This window comes from Neorhizobium descurainiae (assembly GCF_051400715.1).
Classification (GTDB): domain Bacteria; phylum Pseudomonadota; class Alphaproteobacteria; order Rhizobiales; family Rhizobiaceae; genus Neorhizobium.
In genome coordinates, this window is sequence record NZ_JBLFFK010000010.1 from 85,519 (window position 1) to 105,076 (window position 19,558).

At 62.0% G+C, this 19,558-nt stretch carries 19 protein-coding genes; 12 read left to right on the forward strand and 7 right to left on the reverse strand.

Translation table 11 applies throughout. The annotated features are described in order from the left end of the window. Positions 1–78 precede the first annotated feature (78 nt). Positions 79–393 (reverse strand): DUF1476 domain-containing protein, encoded by a 315-nt coding sequence (locus ACMGE0_RS18195; protein WP_436817285.1) that lies wholly within the window; start codon positions 391–393, stop codon positions 79–81. A 616-nt stretch (positions 394–1,009) separates the two neighbouring features. On the opposite strand from ACMGE0_RS18195, the gene purC reads away from it, so the two are divergent. From purC to ACMGE0_RS18250, 11 genes are all read left to right on the forward strand, one after another. Continuing rightward, positions 1,010–1,774 carry a phosphoribosylaminoimidazolesuccinocarboxamide synthase gene (gene purC, locus ACMGE0_RS18200; protein WP_436817286.1) on the forward strand — a complete coding sequence of 255 codons (765 nt, stop codon included), beginning with the start codon at positions 1,010–1,012 and terminating at the stop codon, positions 1,772–1,774. 32 nt (positions 1,775–1,806) lie between these two features. After that, entirely contained in the window at positions 1,807–2,049 is a 243-nt protein-coding gene (gene purS / locus ACMGE0_RS18205) for a phosphoribosylformylglycinamidine synthase subunit PurS (RefSeq protein WP_085424359.1), read from the forward strand. A 19-nt stretch (positions 2,050–2,068) separates the two neighbouring features. Continuing rightward, entirely contained in the window at positions 2,069–2,326 is a 258-nt protein-coding gene (locus tag ACMGE0_RS18210; RefSeq protein ID WP_436817287.1) for a hypothetical protein, read from the forward strand. Next, entirely contained in the window at positions 2,323–3,003 is a 681-nt protein-coding gene (gene purQ / locus ACMGE0_RS18215) for a phosphoribosylformylglycinamidine synthase subunit PurQ (RefSeq protein WP_436817288.1), read from the forward strand. The genes ACMGE0_RS18210 and purQ overlap by 4 nt, the downstream gene beginning before the upstream one ends. Before the next feature lie 57 nt (positions 3,004–3,060). Then, positions 3,061–3,456, forward strand: a complete 396-nt coding sequence (locus ACMGE0_RS18220) for a hypothetical protein (RefSeq protein ID WP_436817289.1) — start codon at positions 3,061–3,063, stop codon at positions 3,454–3,456. 156 nt (positions 3,457–3,612) lie between these two features. Beyond that, positions 3,613–4,182 carry an acyloxyacyl hydrolase gene (locus tag ACMGE0_RS18225; protein WP_436817290.1) on the forward strand — a complete coding sequence of 190 codons (570 nt, stop codon included), beginning with the start codon at positions 3,613–3,615 and terminating at the stop codon, positions 4,180–4,182. A 116-nt stretch (positions 4,183–4,298) separates the two neighbouring features. Next, a complete protein-coding gene (gene purL / locus ACMGE0_RS18230; RefSeq protein WP_436817291.1) occupies positions 4,299–6,506 on the forward strand; it encodes a phosphoribosylformylglycinamidine synthase subunit PurL in 2,208 nt (735 codons plus the stop codon). 123 nt (positions 6,507–6,629) lie between these two features. After that, positions 6,630–6,866, forward strand: a complete 237-nt coding sequence (locus ACMGE0_RS18235) for a BolA/IbaG family iron-sulfur metabolism protein (protein ID WP_377265382.1) — start codon at positions 6,630–6,632, stop codon at positions 6,864–6,866. A 7-nt stretch (positions 6,867–6,873) separates the two neighbouring features. After that, the gene (locus ACMGE0_RS18240; protein ID WP_436817292.1) at positions 6,874–7,101 is read left to right on the forward strand and encodes a hypothetical protein; all 228 of its coding nucleotides are present in this window, start codon (positions 6,874–6,876) and stop codon (positions 7,099–7,101) included. 143 nt (positions 7,102–7,244) lie between these two features. Then, the gene (gene grxD / locus ACMGE0_RS18245) at positions 7,245–7,580 is read left to right on the forward strand and encodes a Grx4 family monothiol glutaredoxin (protein WP_436817293.1); all 336 of its coding nucleotides are present in this window, start codon (positions 7,245–7,247) and stop codon (positions 7,578–7,580) included. Positions 7,581–7,671: 91 nt separating this feature from the next. After that, positions 7,672–8,919 (forward strand): multidrug effflux MFS transporter, encoded by a 1,248-nt coding sequence (locus tag ACMGE0_RS18250; protein WP_436817294.1) that lies wholly within the window; start codon positions 7,672–7,674, stop codon positions 8,917–8,919. Between the two features lie 103 nt (positions 8,920–9,022). On the opposite strand, the gene ACMGE0_RS18255 is transcribed toward ACMGE0_RS18250, so the two are convergent. The 5 genes from ACMGE0_RS18255 to cckA form a co-directional block, all read right to left on the reverse strand. Continuing rightward, positions 9,023–9,844 (reverse strand): inositol monophosphatase family protein, encoded by an 822-nt coding sequence (locus ACMGE0_RS18255; protein ID WP_436817295.1) that lies wholly within the window; start codon positions 9,842–9,844, stop codon positions 9,023–9,025. A 26-nt stretch (positions 9,845–9,870) separates the two neighbouring features. After that, positions 9,871–10,737, reverse strand: a complete 867-nt coding sequence (gene ttcA / locus ACMGE0_RS18260; protein ID WP_436817296.1) for a tRNA 2-thiocytidine(32) synthetase TtcA — start codon at positions 10,735–10,737, stop codon at positions 9,871–9,873. 50 nt (positions 10,738–10,787) lie between these two features. Continuing rightward, positions 10,788–13,442, reverse strand: coding sequence for an alanine--tRNA ligase (alaS, locus tag ACMGE0_RS18265; protein ID WP_436817297.1), 2,655 nt, complete (start codon positions 13,440–13,442; stop codon positions 10,788–10,790). Positions 13,443–13,610: 168 nt separating this feature from the next. Beyond that, positions 13,611–14,699 carry a recombinase RecA gene (gene recA, locus ACMGE0_RS18270; protein ID WP_436817298.1) on the reverse strand — a complete coding sequence of 363 codons (1,089 nt, stop codon included), beginning with the start codon at positions 14,697–14,699 and terminating at the stop codon, positions 13,611–13,613. A gap of 243 nt (positions 14,700–14,942) precedes the next feature. Then, positions 14,943–17,663 (reverse strand): cell cycle histidine kinase CckA, encoded by a 2,721-nt coding sequence (gene cckA / locus ACMGE0_RS18275; protein ID WP_436817299.1) that lies wholly within the window; start codon positions 17,661–17,663, stop codon positions 14,943–14,945. 144 nt (positions 17,664–17,807) lie between these two features. Between cckA and ACMGE0_RS18280 the strand changes: the two genes are divergently transcribed. Then, the gene (locus tag ACMGE0_RS18280; RefSeq protein ID WP_436817300.1) at positions 17,808–18,800 is read left to right on the forward strand and encodes a flagellar biosynthetic protein FliO; all 993 of its coding nucleotides are present in this window, start codon (positions 17,808–17,810) and stop codon (positions 18,798–18,800) included. Between the two features lie 88 nt (positions 18,801–18,888). Here ACMGE0_RS18280 and dksA read toward each other — a convergent pair whose 3' ends face one another. Further along, on the reverse strand, positions 18,889–19,308 hold the full coding sequence (gene dksA / locus ACMGE0_RS18285) for an RNA polymerase-binding protein DksA (RefSeq protein ID WP_436817301.1): 420 nt from the start codon (positions 19,306–19,308) through the stop codon (positions 18,889–18,891). Positions 19,309–19,558 lie beyond the last annotated feature (250 nt).

The following is a 19,558-nucleotide window of genomic DNA, read 5'->3' on the forward strand; positions in this document are numbered from 1 at the left end:
CGATGTCCAATCCTTCGCGCGAAGGAAAAGCCGCGCCCAAGCGGACGCGGCCCTGCCATGAGGAAGAAGGAATGCTGCTCACTGGTTCTCGATCTGGGTGATCGCCTCGGCCAGCAGCTCGACCATCCTGGTGCGGATATCCTGATCGGAGACCGAAACGCCGGCGGCATCGAAATCCCCGCGCAGCTTGCGGAAGACATCCTCTTCGCCGGCCTCTTCGAAATCGGCGACGACGACTTCTTTCGCATAGGCTTCGACATCCGCCTTGCCGAGCAGACCGGCCGCCCAGAGACCGACGAGCTTGTTGCGGCGGGCGAGCGCCTTGAACTTCAACTCCTGGTCCAGGGCGAACTTGTTTTCGAAGGCTTTTTCGCGATCGCTGATGCCGCTCATCTCGGGTCTCCCAAAAGTGACTTTTGCCTGGACCCCTTAATCAAAAGATGAGCGAAGCGCAATCGGGATACTGCCGATTGCGGCGCTTGTGCGATGGAATCTCTCAGCGGAATTGACGGATGCCGAAACCGGCTTTCATCTCCCAGCGGCGTGGATCGCCAAAACCACGGACGCCGTGGGTAGGCAGTCCGCGGTCAGGAACGATGGTCCGGCCACGCCGAAATCATGACGCAATTTGGTGGCTATGTCACGGAAAGCCTTGCCGTCGAGAGTAGAATTCACCACATCTCCAACATGGCCGGCGGCAACTGGCAAAGCGGGGCAGCGATGCGGCCTGAGGGCTCCCTCCCGATCACAAAGAGCGGAATATCATGAATCCCTGCTTTTCTTGTTCATTACTGTCCTTTCCGTCAGGACGCTGCCATTGCGAAAGCAAAAAGCTTCAAGAATCCGTGTAATCTGACACTGAATGATTCCTGATCGCTTTTTCGTCAGGAGTTCTTGCCCGGCAAGGTTTTGGAGGCCCGCATTGTGAAACCCGTTCTTTTCCGATAAGGGACCGCTCGAACATCATCCATTGCGCCTCCACGGGGCGCCAACAACGAGACAAGAAATCATGAACCGTCGCCGCCGTATCTACGAAGGCAAGGCCAAGATCCTGTATGAAGGCCCTGAGCCGGGTACGCTGATCCAGTTCTTCAAGGACGATGCCACCGCCTTCAACAAGAAGAAACATGACGTCATCGACGGCAAGGGCGTTCTCAACAACCGCATCTCCGAATACATCTTCACCCATCTCAACAAGATCGGCATCCCGACGCATTTCATCCGCCGGCTGAACATGCGCGAGCAGCTGATCAAGGAAGTGGAGATCATCCCGCTGGAGATCGTCGTGCGTAATGTCGCCGCCGGCTCGCTCTCGACCCGTCTCGGCATCGAAGAGGGCACGGTCCTGCCGCGCTCGATCATCGAGTTCTACTACAAGTCCGACGCGCTGGCCGATCCGATGGTTTCCGAAGAGCACATCACCGCCTTCGGCTGGGCGAACCCGGCCGAGCTCGACGACATCATGGCGCTCGCCATCCGCGTCAACGATTTCCTGTCCGGCCTCTTCCTCGGCGTCGGCATCCAGCTCGTCGACTTCAAGATCGAATGCGGCCGCCTGTTCGAGGGCGACATGATGCGCATCATCCTTGCCGACGAGATTTCTCCGGACAGCTGCCGTCTCTGGGATATCGAGACCCGGGAGAAGATGGACAAGGACCGGTTCCGGCGCGACATGGGCGGCCTGCTGGAGGCCTATTCGGAAGTGGCGCGCCGTCTCGGCATCATCAACGAGAACGAGCCGATCCGCGGCACCGGACCGGTTCTCGTCAAGTAATGGTTTTTCGCGAAGTAATCAGGGGTGGATCAGTGATCAAGGCACGCGTGACGGTCACGCTCAAGAACGGCGTTCTCGACCCGCAGGGCAAGGCGATCGAAGGGGCGCTGGGCAGCCTCGGCTTTTCCGGCGTCGGGCATGTGCGCCAGGGCAAAGTCTTCGACATCGAGCTCGAAAGCGCCGACAAGGCCAAGGCCGAGGAGGACCTGAAGGCCATGTGCGAGAAGCTTCTGGCAAACACGGTGATCGAGAACTATACTATCGCTCTCGACTGACGGTTGTGGAGAATGTGCAATGGCAGAGCTGACGCAGGAATTGTTGTTTGAGGTCCTGAGAAAGATTCAAACCGTACTATCCTCCCTCAAAGAAGGACAGCGCGACACGCGTCAGGAAATCGTTAGCCTGCGGAACTATATGCATGTGATGCAGGGCGACATGAACAATATGCGCGGAACGATATGGCAAATTCCCGATCGTCTCGACCGTATCGAAAACCGCCTCGAATTGCGCGAGCTTGCCGAGGCACAGGCAAGGTTTGAACCGCATCCATGAAATCCGCCGTCGTTCAACTCCCCGGTCTCAATCGCGATCGCGACATGATCGCCGCTCTTACCAAGATTTCCGGCAACGCACCGGTCACCGTCTGGCAGACCGAGACCGATATCCCGGACGATGTCGATCTCATCGTCATTCCGGGCGGCTTCTCCTATGGCGACTATCTGCGCTGCGGCGCGATCGCCGCCCGCATGCCGGTCATGCAGGCGATCAGGGAAAAGGCCGAGAAGGGCGTGAAGGTGCTCGGCGTCTGCAATGGCTTCCAGATCCTCGTCGAAGCCGGCATGCTGCCGGGCGCGCTGATGCGCAATTCCTCGCTGAAGTTCGTCTGCAAGGAAGTGAAGCTCGAAGTGGTCAACGCCGAGACGGATTTCACCCGCGCCTACGAAAAGGGCCAGGTCATCCGCTGCCCGGTCGCCCATCACGATGGCAACTATTTCGTCGATTCGGACACGCTGGCTTCCATGGAAGACAGCGGCCAGATCGTCTTCCGCTATGCCGAAGGCACCAATCCGAACGGTTCCCTGAACGACATTGCCGGTGTCATGAACAGAAGCGGCAACGTGCTCGGCATGATGCCGCATCCGGAAAACCTCATCGAGGCCGCCCATGGCGGTAATGACGGGCGTGGTCTCTTCGCTTCCGCGCTCGACGTGGTCGCCGCTTCGGCTTAATCCTGTGACTACATGCCTCAACCATAGAACGCCCGGAAACCGGATCAGGACGTTTTGATGCCCTTCTCCCCTCGCCTGCCCGCCGTCCTTTCCGTTGCCGTCGCGGGCCTGATCCTTTCGGCTTGCCAATCGGGACGCGAAGCGCCGGCGCAGAATCGCGCCGCCCTGCCGACCATGGAGCGCGTGGCGCTCGCCGCCAACGCATGCTGGTTCAAATCGCAGGACGCCGCCTTCAAGCCCTATCGGCTGGCGCCTGAGCTCAACTCCTTTTCGGGGCGTCCGCGCATCCTCGCCGTTCCGCGCAACAGTCCTGAATCGCGACCGGTCCTCGTCGTGCAGGCGGAAGGAAATCCCGCCCGCCTCGACGCCTTCGGTCCTTTGATGAACGGGGCGGAAGGCGAGCGTATCAGACGCGACGTCCTGCGCTGGGCAGGCGGTGCAGGCGGCTGCTGACGGCGCAGCGGGAAGGCGGCCCAGCGCATTCCAGCGAATGCATCCCGCAGCCGTTGAATATCCACCCTGTTACAGCTTAAGCGAGGCATGGACAGCCGCGCTCTTCCCATCCTACCAATCATCAATGGTCGCCAGGCGATTCGGTGAGGTGGGCGCATGCTGATGAAATCCCGTTGCCGTCGTGTGTTCCTTTCGTCCGCACTGGTCGCAGCGCTTTTCTCCACGTCAATCAATTCCGCGACAGCTCAGGAACCGATATTCGATGAAGCCCGCTTCGGCGTGCTTGCCTCCATCGATGACGGGCACCATGAAGATGGCCTGTTCGCCACCGGCATGCTCTTCTTCGACCCTTGGGCGCATGATGACGCGCAAGGCATCGACAAGCTCCTGCGCCCGCGAATTCATGTCGGCGGAAGCCTGAGTACCGCCGGGGAGACCAGCCAAATCTATGCTGGCTTTTCATGGACCGCCGATCTCAGCGATCGGCTGTTCCTTGAACTGGGCCTCGGCGGAGCGCTTCACGATGGCGATCTCGACCATGACGGCGGATCGGATCCGGCGCTTGGCTGCCGTCTGCTCTTTCACGAATACGCCGCCGCCGGCTTCAAGCTCACCGACAACTGGCGCATCGCCGCCCAGGTCGAGCACTCCTCCCATGCGGAACTCTGCGACGGTCCGAACGACGGCCTCAGTCACGCCGGGCTCATGGTAAGCTACAAATTCTGAACTCCTCCTGTGAGGAAATCGCCGGATGCCGGCAGCACAGGCATTTTTCCTGTCGCGCCCCTGTCTCACATGGGTTAAAGAGCGCCAAAGCTTGGCCCTTCAATCCAGAGAAGATCATGACCATTCCGAACAGCATCGCGATCACTCCCGAACTTGTCGCCTCGCATGGCCTGAAGCCCGACGAGTATCAGCGGATTCTCGATCTGATCGGCCGTGAACCGACGTTTACGGAACTCGGCATCTTCTCCGCCATGTGGAACGAGCATTGTTCCTACAAGTCCTCGAAGAAATGGCTGCGCACGCTGCCGACCAAGGGGCCCCGCGTCATCCAGGGACCGGGGGAAAACGCCGGCGTGGTCGATATCGATGACGGCGACTGTGTCGTCTTCAAGATGGAGAGCCACAACCACCCCTCCTATATCGAACCCTATCAGGGCGCGGCGACTGGTGTCGGCGGCATCCTGCGCGATGTCTTCACCATGGGCGCGCGCCCGGTCGCGGCGATGAACGCCCTTCGCTTCGGGGCACCCGATCATCCGAAGACCAAGCACCTGGTCTCCGGCGTCGTCGCCGGTGTTGGCGGCTACGGCAATTCCTTCGGCGTGCCGACCGTCGGCGGCGAAGTGGAATTCGATCCGCGCTACAACGGCAATATTCTCGTCAATGCCTTTGCGGCGGGTCTCGCCCGCACCGATGCGATCTTCTATTCGAAGGCTGAGGGCGTCGGCCTGCCGGTCGTCTATCTCGGCGCCAAAACCGGCCGTGACGGCGTCGGCGGCGCCACCATGGCGTCTGCCGAATTCGACGAGTCGATCGAGGAGAAACGCCCGACCGTGCAGGTCGGCGACCCCTTCACCGAAAAATGCCTGCTGGAAGCCTGCCTCGAACTGATGGCGACCGGCGCGGTCATCGCGATCCAGGACATGGGCGCCGCCGGCCTCACCTGCTCCGCCGTCGAAATGGGCGCCAAGGGCGATCTCGGCATCGAACTCGACCTCGACAAGGTGCCGGTGCGCGAAGACCGCATGAGCGCCTATGAAATGATGCTTTCGGAAAGCCAGGAGCGGATGCTCATGGTGCTGAAGCCGGAGAAGGAAGAGGAAGCCAAGGCGATCTTCGTCAAATGGGGCCTCGATTTCGCGATCGTCGGCAAGACGACCGACGATCTCCGCTTCCGCATCCTGCACCAGGGCGAAGAGGTGGCGAACCTGCCGATCAAGGAGCTCGGCGATCAGGCTCCGGAATATGACCGGCTCTGGATGCAGCCGAGCGGCCGCGCTCCGCTGCCCGCCTCTCAGGTCGCCGCCCCTGCGGATTATAACGAAGCGCTGCTGAAACTGGTGGGCTCTCCGAACCAGTCCAGCCGCCGCTGGGTCTGGGAACAATACGACACGCTGATCCAGGGAAATTCGTTGCAGCGTCCGGGCGGAGATGCCGGTGTCGTGCGCGTCGACGGCCATCCGACCAAGGCGCTCGCCTTTTCCTCCGACGTGACGCCCCGCTATGTCGAAGCCGATCCGTTCGAAGGAGGCAAGCAGGCGGTCGCCGAATGCTGGCGCAATCTCGTCGCCACGGGTGCCGAGCCGCTTGCGGCGACGGACAACCTCAATTTCGGCAATCCGGAAAAGCCGGAAATCATGGGCCAGCTCGTCGGCGCCATCAAAGGCATCGGCGAGGCCTGCAGGGCGCTCGACTTCCCGATCGTCTCCGGCAACGTTTCGCTCTACAACGAGACCAACGGCATCGCGATCCTGCCGACCCCGACGATTGCCGGCGTCGGTCTCCTGCCCGATTGGCAGAATATGGCGAAGATCGGTTCCGCACGAGAAGGCGACCGGCTGATCATGATCGGCACGGACGGCAGCCATCTCGGCTCCTCGATCTACCTGCGCGATATCCTCGACACGATCGACGGCCCGCCTCCGGCAGTCGATCTTGCCGCCGAGCACCGCAACGGCAATTTCGTCCGTTCGGTCATCCGCAACGGCCAGGTGAGCGCCTGCCACGACATTTCCTCCGGCGGCCTTGCGGTCGCGCTTGCGGAAATGGCCTTGGCGTCGGCCAGAGGCATGAAGGTGAGCCTCAAGGACCAGCGCGGCCCCGCGCATGCGCTGCTCTTCGGGGAAGACCAGGCCCGCTACGTGATCGCCGTTCCGGCCGATCTTGCCAATTTCGTGCAGGCGAGCGCCGAAAGCGCCGGCGTGCCTTTCCGCCCGCTCGGAACCGTTTCCGGAGACAGGCTGACGATCGACGATCTCGTCGACGTACCGGTCACCGATCTTGCCAATGCGCATGAAAGCTGGTTCCCGGCCTTCATGGCCTGACCGGACGAGCTGGAACCTGTCGACGGCCATTGATCAGCTTTGACCCGGCTGCGGCTTTGAGGCACTCTGTCGGAATAAAGATTCCGCGGTTCGCATCCGCGGCTGAGAAAAAGGGAAGACACTATGGCCATGAGACCCGGGGAAATCGAAGATCTGATCAAGGCGGGCATTCCCGGCGCCAAGGTCACCATCCGGGATCTTGCCGGTGACGGCGATCACTATGCCGCCGAGGTGGTGGCGGAACAGTTCCGCGGCAAGAGCCGCGTGCAGCAGCATCAGATGGTTTACGAGGCTCTGAAGGGCAATATGGGCGGCGTTCTGCATGCGCTGGCATTGCAGACGTCGGCTCCGGCGGATTGACCCGGCGATGCCCAACCTGATTGACGAACTCGTCACGGGCATCGTAGAGACCGCCATGAAGGAACTTCTGAAGAAGTCCCATGGCCGCACCGCCACCAAACGGAAGAAGCGGCAGACGCGCTCGGCGACGTCGGGACGCTTCGTGAAAACCTCCACCCGCGCCGCAAAGCCGGCCAGGAAGCAGGTGAGCCGCCGGCGAACGACTGCAAGCCGCAGCAAGCAGCGCAGCCGCTGACCTGCTTACGAGGAAAAACCGCTGGCGTCAGACGATAACCGCGAGCAGCGGACTATTCCGCTGGAATTCCGAGAGACAGGTTGCTATCTAAAAGGGACGACGCAGCGCAGCGGTCCTTGAAACCGCATGTGAAAGGATAGGATATGAGCGGAGTTCACGATTTCATCGACAACGAAGTGAAGACGAACGATGTGGTTGTCTTCATGAAGGGCACCCCCCAGTTCCCGCAGTGTGGGTTCTCGGGTCAGGTCGTGCAGATTCTCGACTACCTGGGCATCGACTACAAGGGCGTGAACGTGCTCGCCGACGCCGAAATCCGTCAAGGGATCAAGGATTATTCCAACTGGCCGACCATTCCCCAGCTTTACGTCAAGGGCGAGTTCGTCGGCGGTTGCGATATCGTCCGCGAAATGTTCCAATCGGGCGAGCTGCAGACTCACCTGCAGGAACAGGGTATCGCCGTCCGCGGCGCCGCCTGAAACGTCCCGGACCGAGGGCCGGGCTCAAAATCGAAGACATTTTCAAGGCGCCGCTCCCAACGGCGCCTTTGCCATTGTTTAGGAAATCGCTGTGACAAATCCTTCACAAACGACCGCAACCCGTCTACGCGAAATGGGGCGGGCCGAATTTATCGCGATGATGGCCATGCTGATGGCGCTGAATGCGCTTGCCATCGACATCATGCTTCCAGGCCTGCAGGAAATCGGCGCCTCGCTCGGCGTCGAGAACGAAAACCACCGGCAATACGTCGTCTCCTCGTATGTCTTCGGTCTGGGGGTCGCCCAGCTCCTGTACGGACCGCTCTCGGACCGGTTCGGCCGCCGCAAACCCATGCTGTTCGGCATCGGCGTTTACATTGTCTGCTCGATCTGCATCGTCGTCGTTCCCTCTTTCGGCGCTCTGCTTGCGCTTCGCTTCATCCAGGGCGCCGGCGCGGCGGCTACCCGTGTCATCACCATCTCGATCGTTCGCGACGTCTATGGCGGGCGCGCCATGGCCGAAGTCATGTCGCTGATCATGATGGTCTTCATGATCGTGCCGATCATCGCGCCCGGCACCGGCCAGCTCATCATGTTCGCCGGCAACTGGCACCTGATCTTCCTCTTCATCGCGATCGTGTCGCTCGCGATCGGCTTCTGGACCTATGCCCGGCTGCCGGAGACGCTCGATCCCGCCGATGTGCGCCCCTTCACCGTCTCGTCGATCCTCGATGCCTTCCGGATCGTCCTCACCAACCGGATCGCGCTCTGTTATACGATCGCCAGCACCTTCATCTTCGGAGCGCTGTTCGGCTTCATCAATTCGGCGCAGCAGATCTATGTCGGCATCTACGAGCTCGGCATCTGGTTTCCGGTCGCCTTTGCCGCCGTTGCGATCTTCATGTCGACCGCATCCTTCCTGAACGCCCGTTTTGTCGGACGCTTCGGGATGCGGCGCCTTTCGCATGGCTCGCTCATGGGGTTCATCATCGTCACCCTCCTATGGCTGCTGGTGCAGGTCTTCGGGCCGCAGCCGATGCCCGTCCTGCTGTTCCTCGCCTTCTTTTCCCTTGCCATGTTCCAGTTCGGCTGGATCGGCGCGAATTTCAATTCGCTCGCCATGGAACCGCTCGGCCATGTGGCCGGCACCGCCTCCTCCGTGCTCGGTTTCATGAGCACGGTCGGCGGTTCGATCATCGGGGTCGTGATCGGCCAGGCCTTCGACGGCACGGCCCTGCCGCTGGTCGCGGGCTTCTTCGCTGTATCGATCGTCGGCCTGATCTTCGTGCTGATCGGCGAGAAGGGAAAACTCTTCCAGCCGCACAATCCGCGGATTTGAAACCTGCCCCGTGGAACGAGACGGTTCCACGGAGGATCAACCGGCGCGTGAGCCTTCTTCGACGCCGAACCCGCATCTCCGCCGTTTCCCGAGCGCCGCACCCTTAGCCGATGATCTCGCGGCGGAGCATCTGCCAGCTTTCCCTGTCGGTCGCGAGCAGAAGCCCGCCATCGACGTGGCTCGGCTGGTACGGCGAACCGTCGAACCGCGCCGCGTAACCGCCCGCCTCGACCGCGATCAGGGTGCCGGCCAGATGATCCCAGGGCATCAGCTTGTTGTAGAGCACGAATTGCACATGGCCGCCCGCGAAGGTGCGGTATTCATGCGCCGAGCAGCGATAGTTCGCGAAAAAGCGGACCTTCGCCAGATTGCCGAGAATGCGCTCGCGTGCATCGCCGAAAAAATATCCCGGCGAAGCCATGCCGACCATGGCTTCGAGCGGCCCGGACCGAGCGACGGAAAGGCGGATCGCCTCGCCGTCCGGTCGTCTCAGGAAAGCGCCGGCGCCCTTTTCTGCCATAATCCAGTCGTCGCCCATCGGATCGTAGATGATGCCGGCCACCACCTCGCCCTTCCAGACGACGGAGGCCATGACCCCGAAAGCCGGGATGCCGGAGGCGAAATTGAACGTGCCGTCGACCGGATCGACGACCACGGCGAAATCCGCATCCGCCAGCTTGCCGAGCAGGGACGGATCGGCGGCCACCGATTCCTCGCCGACGAAGAGCGCACCCGGGGCCATCGCCTCCACTTCGCGCCGGATCAACCGTTCCGCCGCCTCATCCGCTTCGGTGACCAGATCGGCCGGCTCGCTCTTTGCGCGGACGTCGCCATTTCCCAGCCTGCGGAAGCGCGGCAGGATTTCGGATTTGGCGGCAAGGCGCAAAAGATCGGCGAGCTTCACGACGTCGAGCGGAAGGGTCATGACAATGATCTCTGTTCAGGATGAATTCAGGTGCCGGACGAGGCCTGAAGACCGGAAAAATCGAAAAGTTTCGGATCGAGAAGATGGGACGGGTTCACATGGGCAAGCGCGCGCAGCATGGCATCCTTGCGGCCAGGCATGCGCGTCTCGATATCGGCCAGCATCTGCTTCATCGCATTGCGCTGAAGGCCGTCCTGGGAACCGCAGAGATCGCAGGGAATGATCGGAAACCGCATGGCGGCGGCAAACTTCGCGAGATCGTCCTCCGCGCAATAGGCCAGCGGGCGCAGCACCATCAGGTCACCCTCGTCGTTCAGGAGCTTCGCCGGCATGCCGGCAAGCCGCCCGCCATGGAAGAAATTCATGAAGAAGGTTTCCAGAATGTCCTCGCGGTGATGGCCGAGCACCAGCGCATCGCAGCCCTCTTCACGCGCGACGCGATAGAGATTGCCGCGCCGAAGTCTCGAACAGAGCGAGCAATAGGTGGCGCCTTCCGGCACCTTTTCCTTCACGATGGAATAGGTGTCACGATATTCGATCCGGTGCTTCACCCCTATGGACGTGAGATAATCAGGCAGGACATGTTTCGGAAAGTTCGGCTGGCCCTGATCGAGATTGCAGGCGATCAGCTCGACCGGGAGAAGCCCGCGCCATTGCAGATCGAGCAGCACGGCGAGCAGCGAATAGGAATCCTTGCCGCCGGAAAGCCCGACCAGCCAGCGCTTCTGCCCGTTCAGCATCCCAAAGTCGTCGAAGGCCTGCCGCACCTGCCGGAGCAGGCGCTTGCGCAGCTTGTTGAACGAGACGGAATCCGGAGCCTCGCGGAACAACGCCGGCACGAGACCGCCGGCGGCCTCGTCCAACTCATCCTCGATCCTGGCGTTCACGCCCATTCGTCTTCCTCAAAACCGGAAAGCGGCGAAGCCCGCATTCCAATCGATCGTCAAGCACTGAGCGCGGTTGCCACCGCCTCCAGCGCCTCGTCAGCCTTCGCGCCATCCGGGCCGCCGGCCTGGGCCATGTCCGGCCGTCCGCCGCCGCCCTTGCCGCCAAGCGCCGCTGACGCGACGCGCACCAGATCCACGGCGCTGAACCGGTCGGTCAGATCCGGCGTCACGGCAACGACAGCGCTCGCTTTGCCATCTTCCGAAACGCCGATCAGGGTCACCACGCCTGAACCGAGGCTTGCCTTGCCTTCATCGGCAAGCCCCTTCAGGTCCTTGGCATCGATGCCGGTCAGCGCTTTGCCCATGAACTTGACGCCGGCAACCTCGCGGACGTCGCCAATCGAGCCGCCCTGCCCACCGCCCATGGCGAGCCGCCGCTTGGCATCCGTCAGCTCCCTTTCGAGCTTGCGTCGCTCGTCTATCAGTGCCTCGACGCGCGAAACCACCTCACCCGGCTGCACCTTCAGCGCACCGGCGAGCGCCTTCACACGTTCGTCCTGCTCGGCGAGATAGGCGCGCGCCGCCTCGCCTGTCACCGCCTCGACACGGCGGACACCGGCGCCGACCGCGCTTTCGCCCAGAATGCGAACCAGGCCGATATCGCCCGTCGCGTTCACATGCGTACCGCCGCAGAGCTCGACCGAATAAGGCTTGCCGGCTTTCGGCCCTTCGATGGCATTGCCCATGGAGACCACGCGAACCTCGTCGCCGTATTTCTCGCCGAAGAGAGCCATCGCGCCTTCCGCAATCGCATCGTCGACGCTCATCAGCCGCGTGTTGACCGGCGCATTCTGCAGAACTATGGCATTCGCCATGTCCTCGACTTTCTGCAGCTCCTCCGCCGTCATCGGCTTCGGATGCGAGACGTCGAAGCGCAGGCGCTCGGGCGCCACAAGCGACCCCTTCTGCGCGACATGCGTGCCGAGCACCTCGCGAAGCGCCTCATGCAGTAGGTGGGTGGCCGAATGGTTCGACCGCAGGCGCGAGCGGCGGTCGTGATCGACCGTCAGCGCCACGGCATCACCGACCTTCAGCATACCTTCCGCGACGGTCGCAGCATGGACGAACAGGCCCTCGCCCTTCTTCTGCGTGTCCGTGACGTTGAGCTTCGCATCGTCGGTGGCGATCACGCCGGTATCGCCCATCTGGCCGCCGGATTCGCCGTAGAACGGCGTCTGGTTGACGACAACCTGCACCCGATCGCCGGCCGATGCGCTGTCGACCGCCTTGCCGTCGCGCACGATCGCCTGGACGACGCCTTCGGCCGTTTCCGTGTCATAGCCCAGGAATTCGGTTGCGCCGAACTTGTCCTTGAGCTCGAACCAGATGGTCTCGGTCGCCTTGTCGCCGGAGCCTGCCCAATGCGAGCGGGCCTCCGCCTTCTGGCGCTCCATGGCGTCGGTGAAGCCGGCCAGATCGACGCCGATTTCGCGGGCGCGCAACGCATCCTGCGTCAGGTCGAGAGGGAAGCCATAGGTGTCGTAGAGCTTGAAGGCCGTCTCACCGTCGAGCATATCGCCCTTGCCGAGCGTATTCGTCGCATCGGAAAGAAGCGACAGGCCGCGTTCGAGCGTCTTGCGGAAGCGCGTCTCCTCCAGCTTCAGCGTTTCGGAAATCAGCGATTCCGCCCGCACCAGTTCCGGATAGGCGCGGCCCATTTCCTGCACCAGCGCCGGCAGGAGCCTGTACATGACCGGCTCCTTGGCGCCCAGCAACTGCGCATGGCGCATGGCGCGGCGCATGATGCGGCGCAGAACATAGCCGCGCCCTTCGTTCGACGGCAGAACCCCGTCGGCAATCAGGAAGGCCGAGGAGCGCAGATGATCTGCAATGACGCGGTGGCTGGCGCTGCCTTCCGCCTTGACCCTCATGACATCCTCGATGGTATCGGTCAGCGTGCGGAACAGGTCGGTATCGAACACGCTCTGGACACCCTGAAGAACGCAGGCCATGCGTTCGAGGCCCATGCCCGTGTCGATCGACGGGCGCGGCAGGAGTGTACGTTCACCCGGCGCCGTCTGGTCGAACTGCATGAAAACGAGGTTCCAGAATTCGAGGAAACGGTCGCCATCCTCTTCCGGCGAGCCGGGCGGGCCGCCCCAGACGTTCTCGCCCTGGTCGATGAAGATTTCCGAACAGGGGCCGCAAGGGCCGGTATCGCCCATTTGCCAGAAATTGTCGGAGGTCGGAATGCGGATGATCTTGTCGTCGGAGAAACCGGCGATCTTCTTCCAGAGCACAGCCGCTTCTTCATCCTCGGAATAGACCGTCACCAGCAGCCGGTGCTTGGGAAGATCGAAACCTTCGGTCACCAGTTTCCAGGCCAGCTCGATCGCCCGTTCCTTGAAATAATCGCCGAACGAGAAATTGCCGAGCATCTCGAAGAAGGTGAGATGGCGGGCCGTATAGCCGACATTGTCGAGATCGTTGTGCTTGCCGCCGGCCCGCACGCATTTCTGCGAGGTCGTGGCGGTCGAATACGGGCGCTTCTCCAGACCCGTAAAGACGTTCTTGAACTGCACCATGCCGGCATTGGTGAACATCAGCGTCGGATCGTTGCGCGGAACCAGCGGACTGGAGGCCACGACCTCGTGTCCGTTCTTTCGGAAATAGTCGAGAAAGGTCGACCGGATTTCATTCACGCCGCTCATGCTACGCCCTTTTTACCGCCGGATGCGGTCTTGTTATTCGAAAACCAAAGGCTTGTATCGTCCACGCCCCTGGCTGTCCAGACGAACGAGAAACCGGCCGCCCATCTTTCGATGGGCAGCCGGCTTGAAAAGCAGCGGCCGGAGAAGCTCCGAGTGCGACAGAACCGCTTACATTTCGGCAGCCATGTCGCCGTCCTCGGCGTCCGGGCCGCCGTTCTGCAGGAAGCGGTCTGCGATGAGGCCGGCGTTCTGGCGAAGCGACATTTCGATCTCGCGGGCGAGCTCCGGATTGTCGCGGAGGAAGAGCTTTGCGTTTTCGCGGCCCTGGCCAAGGCGCTGGCTGTTATAGGAGAACCAGGCGCCGGACTTTTCGACAATACCCGCCTTGACGCCAAGGTCGATCAATTCGCCGGTCTTGGAGACACCCTCGCCATACATGATGTCGAATTCGACCTGCTTGAAGGGAGGCGCCATCTTGTTCTTGACGACCTTGACGCGGGTCTGGTTGCCGACGACCTCCTCGCGCTCCTTGACTTGACCGATGCGGCGGATGTCGAGGCGGACCGAAGCATAGAATTTCAGCGCGTTGCCGCCCGTCGTGGTTTCCGGCGAACCGAACATGACGCCGATCTTCATGCGGATCTGGTTGATGAAGATGACCATGCAGTTGGAGCGGGAGATCGAGGCGGTCAGCTTGCGCAGCGCCTGGCTCATCAGGCGGGCCTGCATGCCCGGCAGATTGTCACCCATCTCGCCTTCGATTTCGGCGCGCGGCGTCAGCGCCGCGACCGAGTCGACGACCAGCACGTCGATCGCGCCGGAGCGGACCAGCGTATCGGTGATCTCAAGCGCCTGCTCGCCGGTATCCGGCTGGGAAATCAGAAGGTTCTGGAGATCGACGCCAAGCTTGCGCGCATAGACCGGATCGAGCGCATGTTCGGCATCGACGAAGGCGCAGATGCCGCCCTTCTTCTGGGCCTCGGCGATCGTCTGCAGCGCCAGCGTCGTCTTGCCCGAGCTTTCCGGACCGTAGATCTCGACAATGCGGCCCTTGGGAAGACCACCGATGCCGAGGGCGATATCGAGGCTGAGGGAACCCGTGGAAACCGTCTCGATCTCGACGATATTCTCGTTCGAGCCGAGCTTCATGATCGACCCCTTCCCGAAGGATCGTTCGATCTGCGACAGTGCCGCTTCCAGCGCCTTGCTCTTGTCCACCGCTTTATCCTCTACGAGCCGCAAACTATTCTGTGCCATCCGATCCCACCTTTAAGTTATTGCCGCCGCGCAAGCAATGAAGCAGCCGATAAAGGTGATGTACCCGCTTTGTTCTCATTTTGCAATGGCCGATCAACAGATTGACTTCAAATAATTATTCCAATTCCGTTCTCGTGATGTTCACGATCTGCCATATGTGGAAAATCCGCCAACGAAAACAATGTTTGGCGGCAATTCCAAGACGAATCGCGATGCTTAAAAAAACGGGAGGCGACCCTGCCCTCAGTCCGAATCGAGCATCTCGCGGACAGCCACGGCAAGCTGCTTCAGCGAGAACGGCTTCGGCAGGAAGCCGAACTTGGCGTCGGCCGGCAGGTTGCGGGCGAAAGCGTCCTCCGCATAGCCCGAGACGAAGATGAATTTCAGATCGGGATAGGATTTCCGCAGCTCGGTGAGCAGCGTCGGCCCGTCCATTTCCGGCATGACGACGTCGGAGACGACGATATCCACCTTGCCCTCAAGCTCCTCCATGATCTCCAGCGCTTCGGTGCCGGAGCCCGCCTCATGCACCGTATAGCCTCGCGTTTCCAGCATGCGCTTGCCGCCGCGGCGGACCGCTTCCTCGTCTTCGACCAGCAGGACGACCGCCGATTTGCCGGTCAGATCGAGGTCCTCGGCAGGCGGAGCGGACACGACGGGCGGCGGGGCGGCCTGCCCGCCCGAAGCATCGGCCGCGTGGGCGGCCTCCTGCACCACGACCGGCGTTTCCTGAACATAGCGCGGCAGGAAGATGCGGAAGCTCGTGCCGCGGCCGACTTCCGATTCCGGATAGATATAGCCACCGGACTGCTTGACGATGCCATAGACCATGGAAAGGCCGAGGCCGGTTCCCTTGCCCACTTCCTTCGTCGTGAAGAAGGGCTCGAAGATCTTGTCCATGATCTCCGGCGAAATACCCGTGCCGGTATCGGAAACCTCCACCATGACGAAATCCTCGGCCGGCAGGTCCGCCTGATGGAAACCCGCCGCTTCGCTGGCGGAGACATTGCGGGTCTTGATGAGGATCGTGCCGCCCTGGGGCATGGCATCGCGCGCATTGACGCAGAGATTGATCAACACCTGCTCGAATTGCGACAGATCGGTGCGGACGGGCCAGAGATCACGGCCGTAATCCACTTCCAGCTTCACGTTCGTGCCGGAGATCAGCCGGTCGACCAGCATGCGCAGATCGCCCACGACATCGGTGAGGTTCAACACCGCCGGCCGCATGGTCTGCTTGCGCGAGAAGGCGAGAAGCTGGCGCACCAGCACCGCCGCGCGGTTGGCGTTCCGCTTGATTTCCATCAGGTCCGCAAAGCTCGCGTCGGAGGGGCGCGCCTGCAAAAGAAGATGGTCGGAGGAAAGCAGGATCGCAGTCAGCACGTTGTTGAAGTCATGCGCGATGCCGCCCGCCAGCGTGCCGACCGCATTGAGCTTCTGGGTCTGCGCCATCTGGGTTTCGAGCGCCTTCTGCTCGGTCGTCTCGACGGCATAGACGATCGCCGCCTCTTCCGGCGCCTCGTCGCTTTCGTCGATGACGGCGTTCACATAGAAGCGCACGTAGCGGTTCTCGTCGCCCGGATGACGCGAATCGATCGGCGCGATATCGCCCTGCCGGTCCTTGGCGGCGGCGAGCGCCTGCATCAGCTGCTGGCGGGAATTCTCGTGCACGATGCGCTCGAGATCGGCGCCCGCCTCCACTTCGTCGCGGGACACGACCCCGGCAAATAGTTTCAGGAACGGCGCGTTGATGCGCAGGATTTTTCCGCCGCCGTCGACCGAGGCGATCGCCATCGGCGTATTGTTGAAGAAGCGGGTGAAGCGCATGGCGGAGGCCGACTGGTCGCCCTCGCCGCCCTTCGGCCGCGTCAGCACGATCGTGCGGCTTTCGCCGGGCGCACCGTCGCGGGTGGCGCTGACACTATGCACCAGCCGCACCGGCAGGCTCTGGCCGTTGGCACGGCGCAGATCGAGATCGAGCGTTTCGGTGCGATCGAGGCCGGGGGCCGCCTGCACGGACTGGATCAGCGCCATGCCCTCGCCCGCCACCAGATCGGCGACCGTCATGGAGCGCGGCACGAATTTGGTAAGGTCGATGCCCAACCATTCGGCCAGCGTGGCGTTCAGATAGAATATCTCGCCCTTCTTGCCGGCGGAGAAGAACCCGGCCGGGGCATGATCGAGATAGTCGATGGCATTCTGCAATTCGCGGAAGAACCGCTCCTGATCCTCGCGTTCCGAGGTGATGTCGCTGATTTGCCAGATATCGAGCTGACCTTTCCCCGTAGGTCCCAACAGACGTGCTTTCAGCCGATACCAGTGCGCGCCGGAACCATTGCCGGTGGCACGGCCGAGCGGCTGCAGAAGCCGGAATTCCTCATGGCCCTCCCGGCCCTCGCGCAGCGCCGCAGTCAGCCGGTAGAGCGCTTCGGTCGATTCGCGGGTTTTGGAGAGAAGCGCTTCGAGGGATTGCACGTTGCTCGCCTTGGTCGCACCGGTCATGCGGCCATAGGCGGCATTGGCATAGAGAATGCGGCCCCTGGGATCGGTGATCAGGATGCCGTCGGGATGATTGGCGAGAAAGCCGCGCGCCAGCTCGTCGGAGCGGGATTGCGGCATCACCTCGACAAAGCCGATGATGGAGGAGACCAGGAAGAAGATGCCGACCATCGCCAGGATGCCGAGAAGGCCGAGCACGACTTCATTGTCGAGCGCGTGCTGGAACAACACGAAGCCTGCGGCCACGCCGCAGAGCACGAGCGCCAGGAGAACGATCCGGATGATGGCGCCGCCGCGCGACCCGCGATCCACCAAGGGCGCTTCGTAGTTGCCGCCTTGCTGCAACTTCGTCATCAATTCCTCGCATTTCGGCCGGCGCCCCGGCCATGGATATTCCCGGGAACGAAAATCCCGCGATTCCTTCTTAGCAAGTTGCAGATGAAGCAAAAAGCTCCGCAAGTCCATAAAACCCGGGACAGTTTGCCGGCGCGACCTATCTTTGCCATTCCGTCCTGTATTTTCAGGCCGGGAGAATGACGGTCGGCGGCTTGCCTCGGCTGGAAAAAAGTCGTCTTTTTAAGGCAGCGTTCACATGAGGAGTGGCAAGAGATGTTCGAAGACCTGATGAGCGCCTATGGCGGCCGCCTCGTGATCGCGATCGTCGGCGTCGGCGTCGGCCTCATCCTGCTGATCGGCGTGCTGTGGATGATCCGCGGCCGCAACGGCCCCTCGCCTTTCGTGCGCGGCGGCAAGAACCGCCAGCCGCGGCTGCAGGTGCTGGACGCCGCCGCGGTCGACACGCGCCGCCGCCTGGTTCTCGTGCGCCGCGACAACGTCGAGCACCTGATCATGATCGGCGGACCGACTGATATCGTCATCGAGAGCGGAATTTCGATTGCCGCAACCGGCATGCGGGCAGCATCCGCGCCTGCCGCAAGCCGTTCTGCGCCTTCGGAGCCTCAGGATATGACGGTTCCCTTCTCCGCCATGCCGGTTGCCGGGCCGCGAACCGCTCCGGCCCAGCGTCCGGCACCTCCGGAGCTCCGCATCGAGCCGGCGGCGGAAAACCTTGCCGCCCGCGAGGCGCTTCGCCCCGCTCCCGCCGCCGCGCCGCCCTCAAAACCCCTTCCGCCGGCGCCGGCTTCGGAACCGTTATCCGCGCCACAAGCCGAGGCACCGGCCCATCAGGCGCCCGACGTGAAGCCCGAGCCTCTGCGGCCGATCGCAGCCCTGGCAGCCGCCAATGCCGCCGCGCATTCGCTCGACAACGCCGCCGAGGCGCTCGACGCCATCCGCGGCCGGGTCTTCCAGGAGGGCCCGGAGCCGCGCGTCGTGCCCATCAATTCCGCGACCGTGCCTCCGGCGCTGCAAACCGCCGCGGAGAAGCCGAAGCAGCTCGGCAGCGATTTCGAGCGAATCCTCGAACAGGAAATGGCCAACAATCTTGCCGCCCGCGAGGCCGCTGCATCCGGACAGCCGAACCGTCAGACGCTGCCGCGCAATCCTTCCGCGCCGCCGGTCACCGGTGCGACGCCAGAACCCTCCCTGCAGGCGGAAGTCGCGCGCATCTTCGGCGAAATGTCCGTCACCCGCGACAAGTGAGCAAGCGGCCGGCTCTATCCCATGCTGCCAATAAAAAAGGCACGGGGGTGACCGTGCCTTCTGAATTCGTTTTGGATAAATCGGGAGATTATTCGTCCCGGTAGACCTTTTCGCGGCGCTCGTGGCGCTCCTGCGCTTCGATCGACAGCGTCGCGATCGGGCGGGCGTCGAGGCGTTTGAGCCCGATCGGCTCGCCGGTCTCCTCGCAATAACCGTAGGTGCCGTCTTCGATGCGCTGGAGGGCGGCATCGATCTTGGAAATCAGCTTGCGCTGACGGTCGCGGGCGCGAAGTTCGATGGCTCTGTCGGTTTCGGAGGAAGCCCGGTCGGCGAGATCGGGATGATTTGCGCTTTCTTCTGCCAGATGATCCAGCGTTTCGCGCGCTTCTCTCAGGATGTCGTTTTTCCAAGCAATCAATTTGGCCCGGAAATATGCTTTCTGATTTGCATTCATGAACTCATCGTCTTCCGAGAGCACATAATTGCTAAGATCGATCTTCTCACTCAACGCGATTCTCCTGAAGAACATCTCATGCGGCGCCTCTATATCCCATGTGCCCCAGCCGGTTCAAGCCTTGCGGCCAGCATTAAAGCATTTTTAAAACTGTCATAGAAATCATCTAAACGGCTATTTTTTAAGCTTTTATTTGTAGTCGCCGCAATCGCTCCGTTTGAAGTCACGGGCTTGTGCAGGATTATTCCGGAACATCTGGGGCAGTTGACGGGGCCCCATCCGAAAGGTACCCATCCTTTCGAAT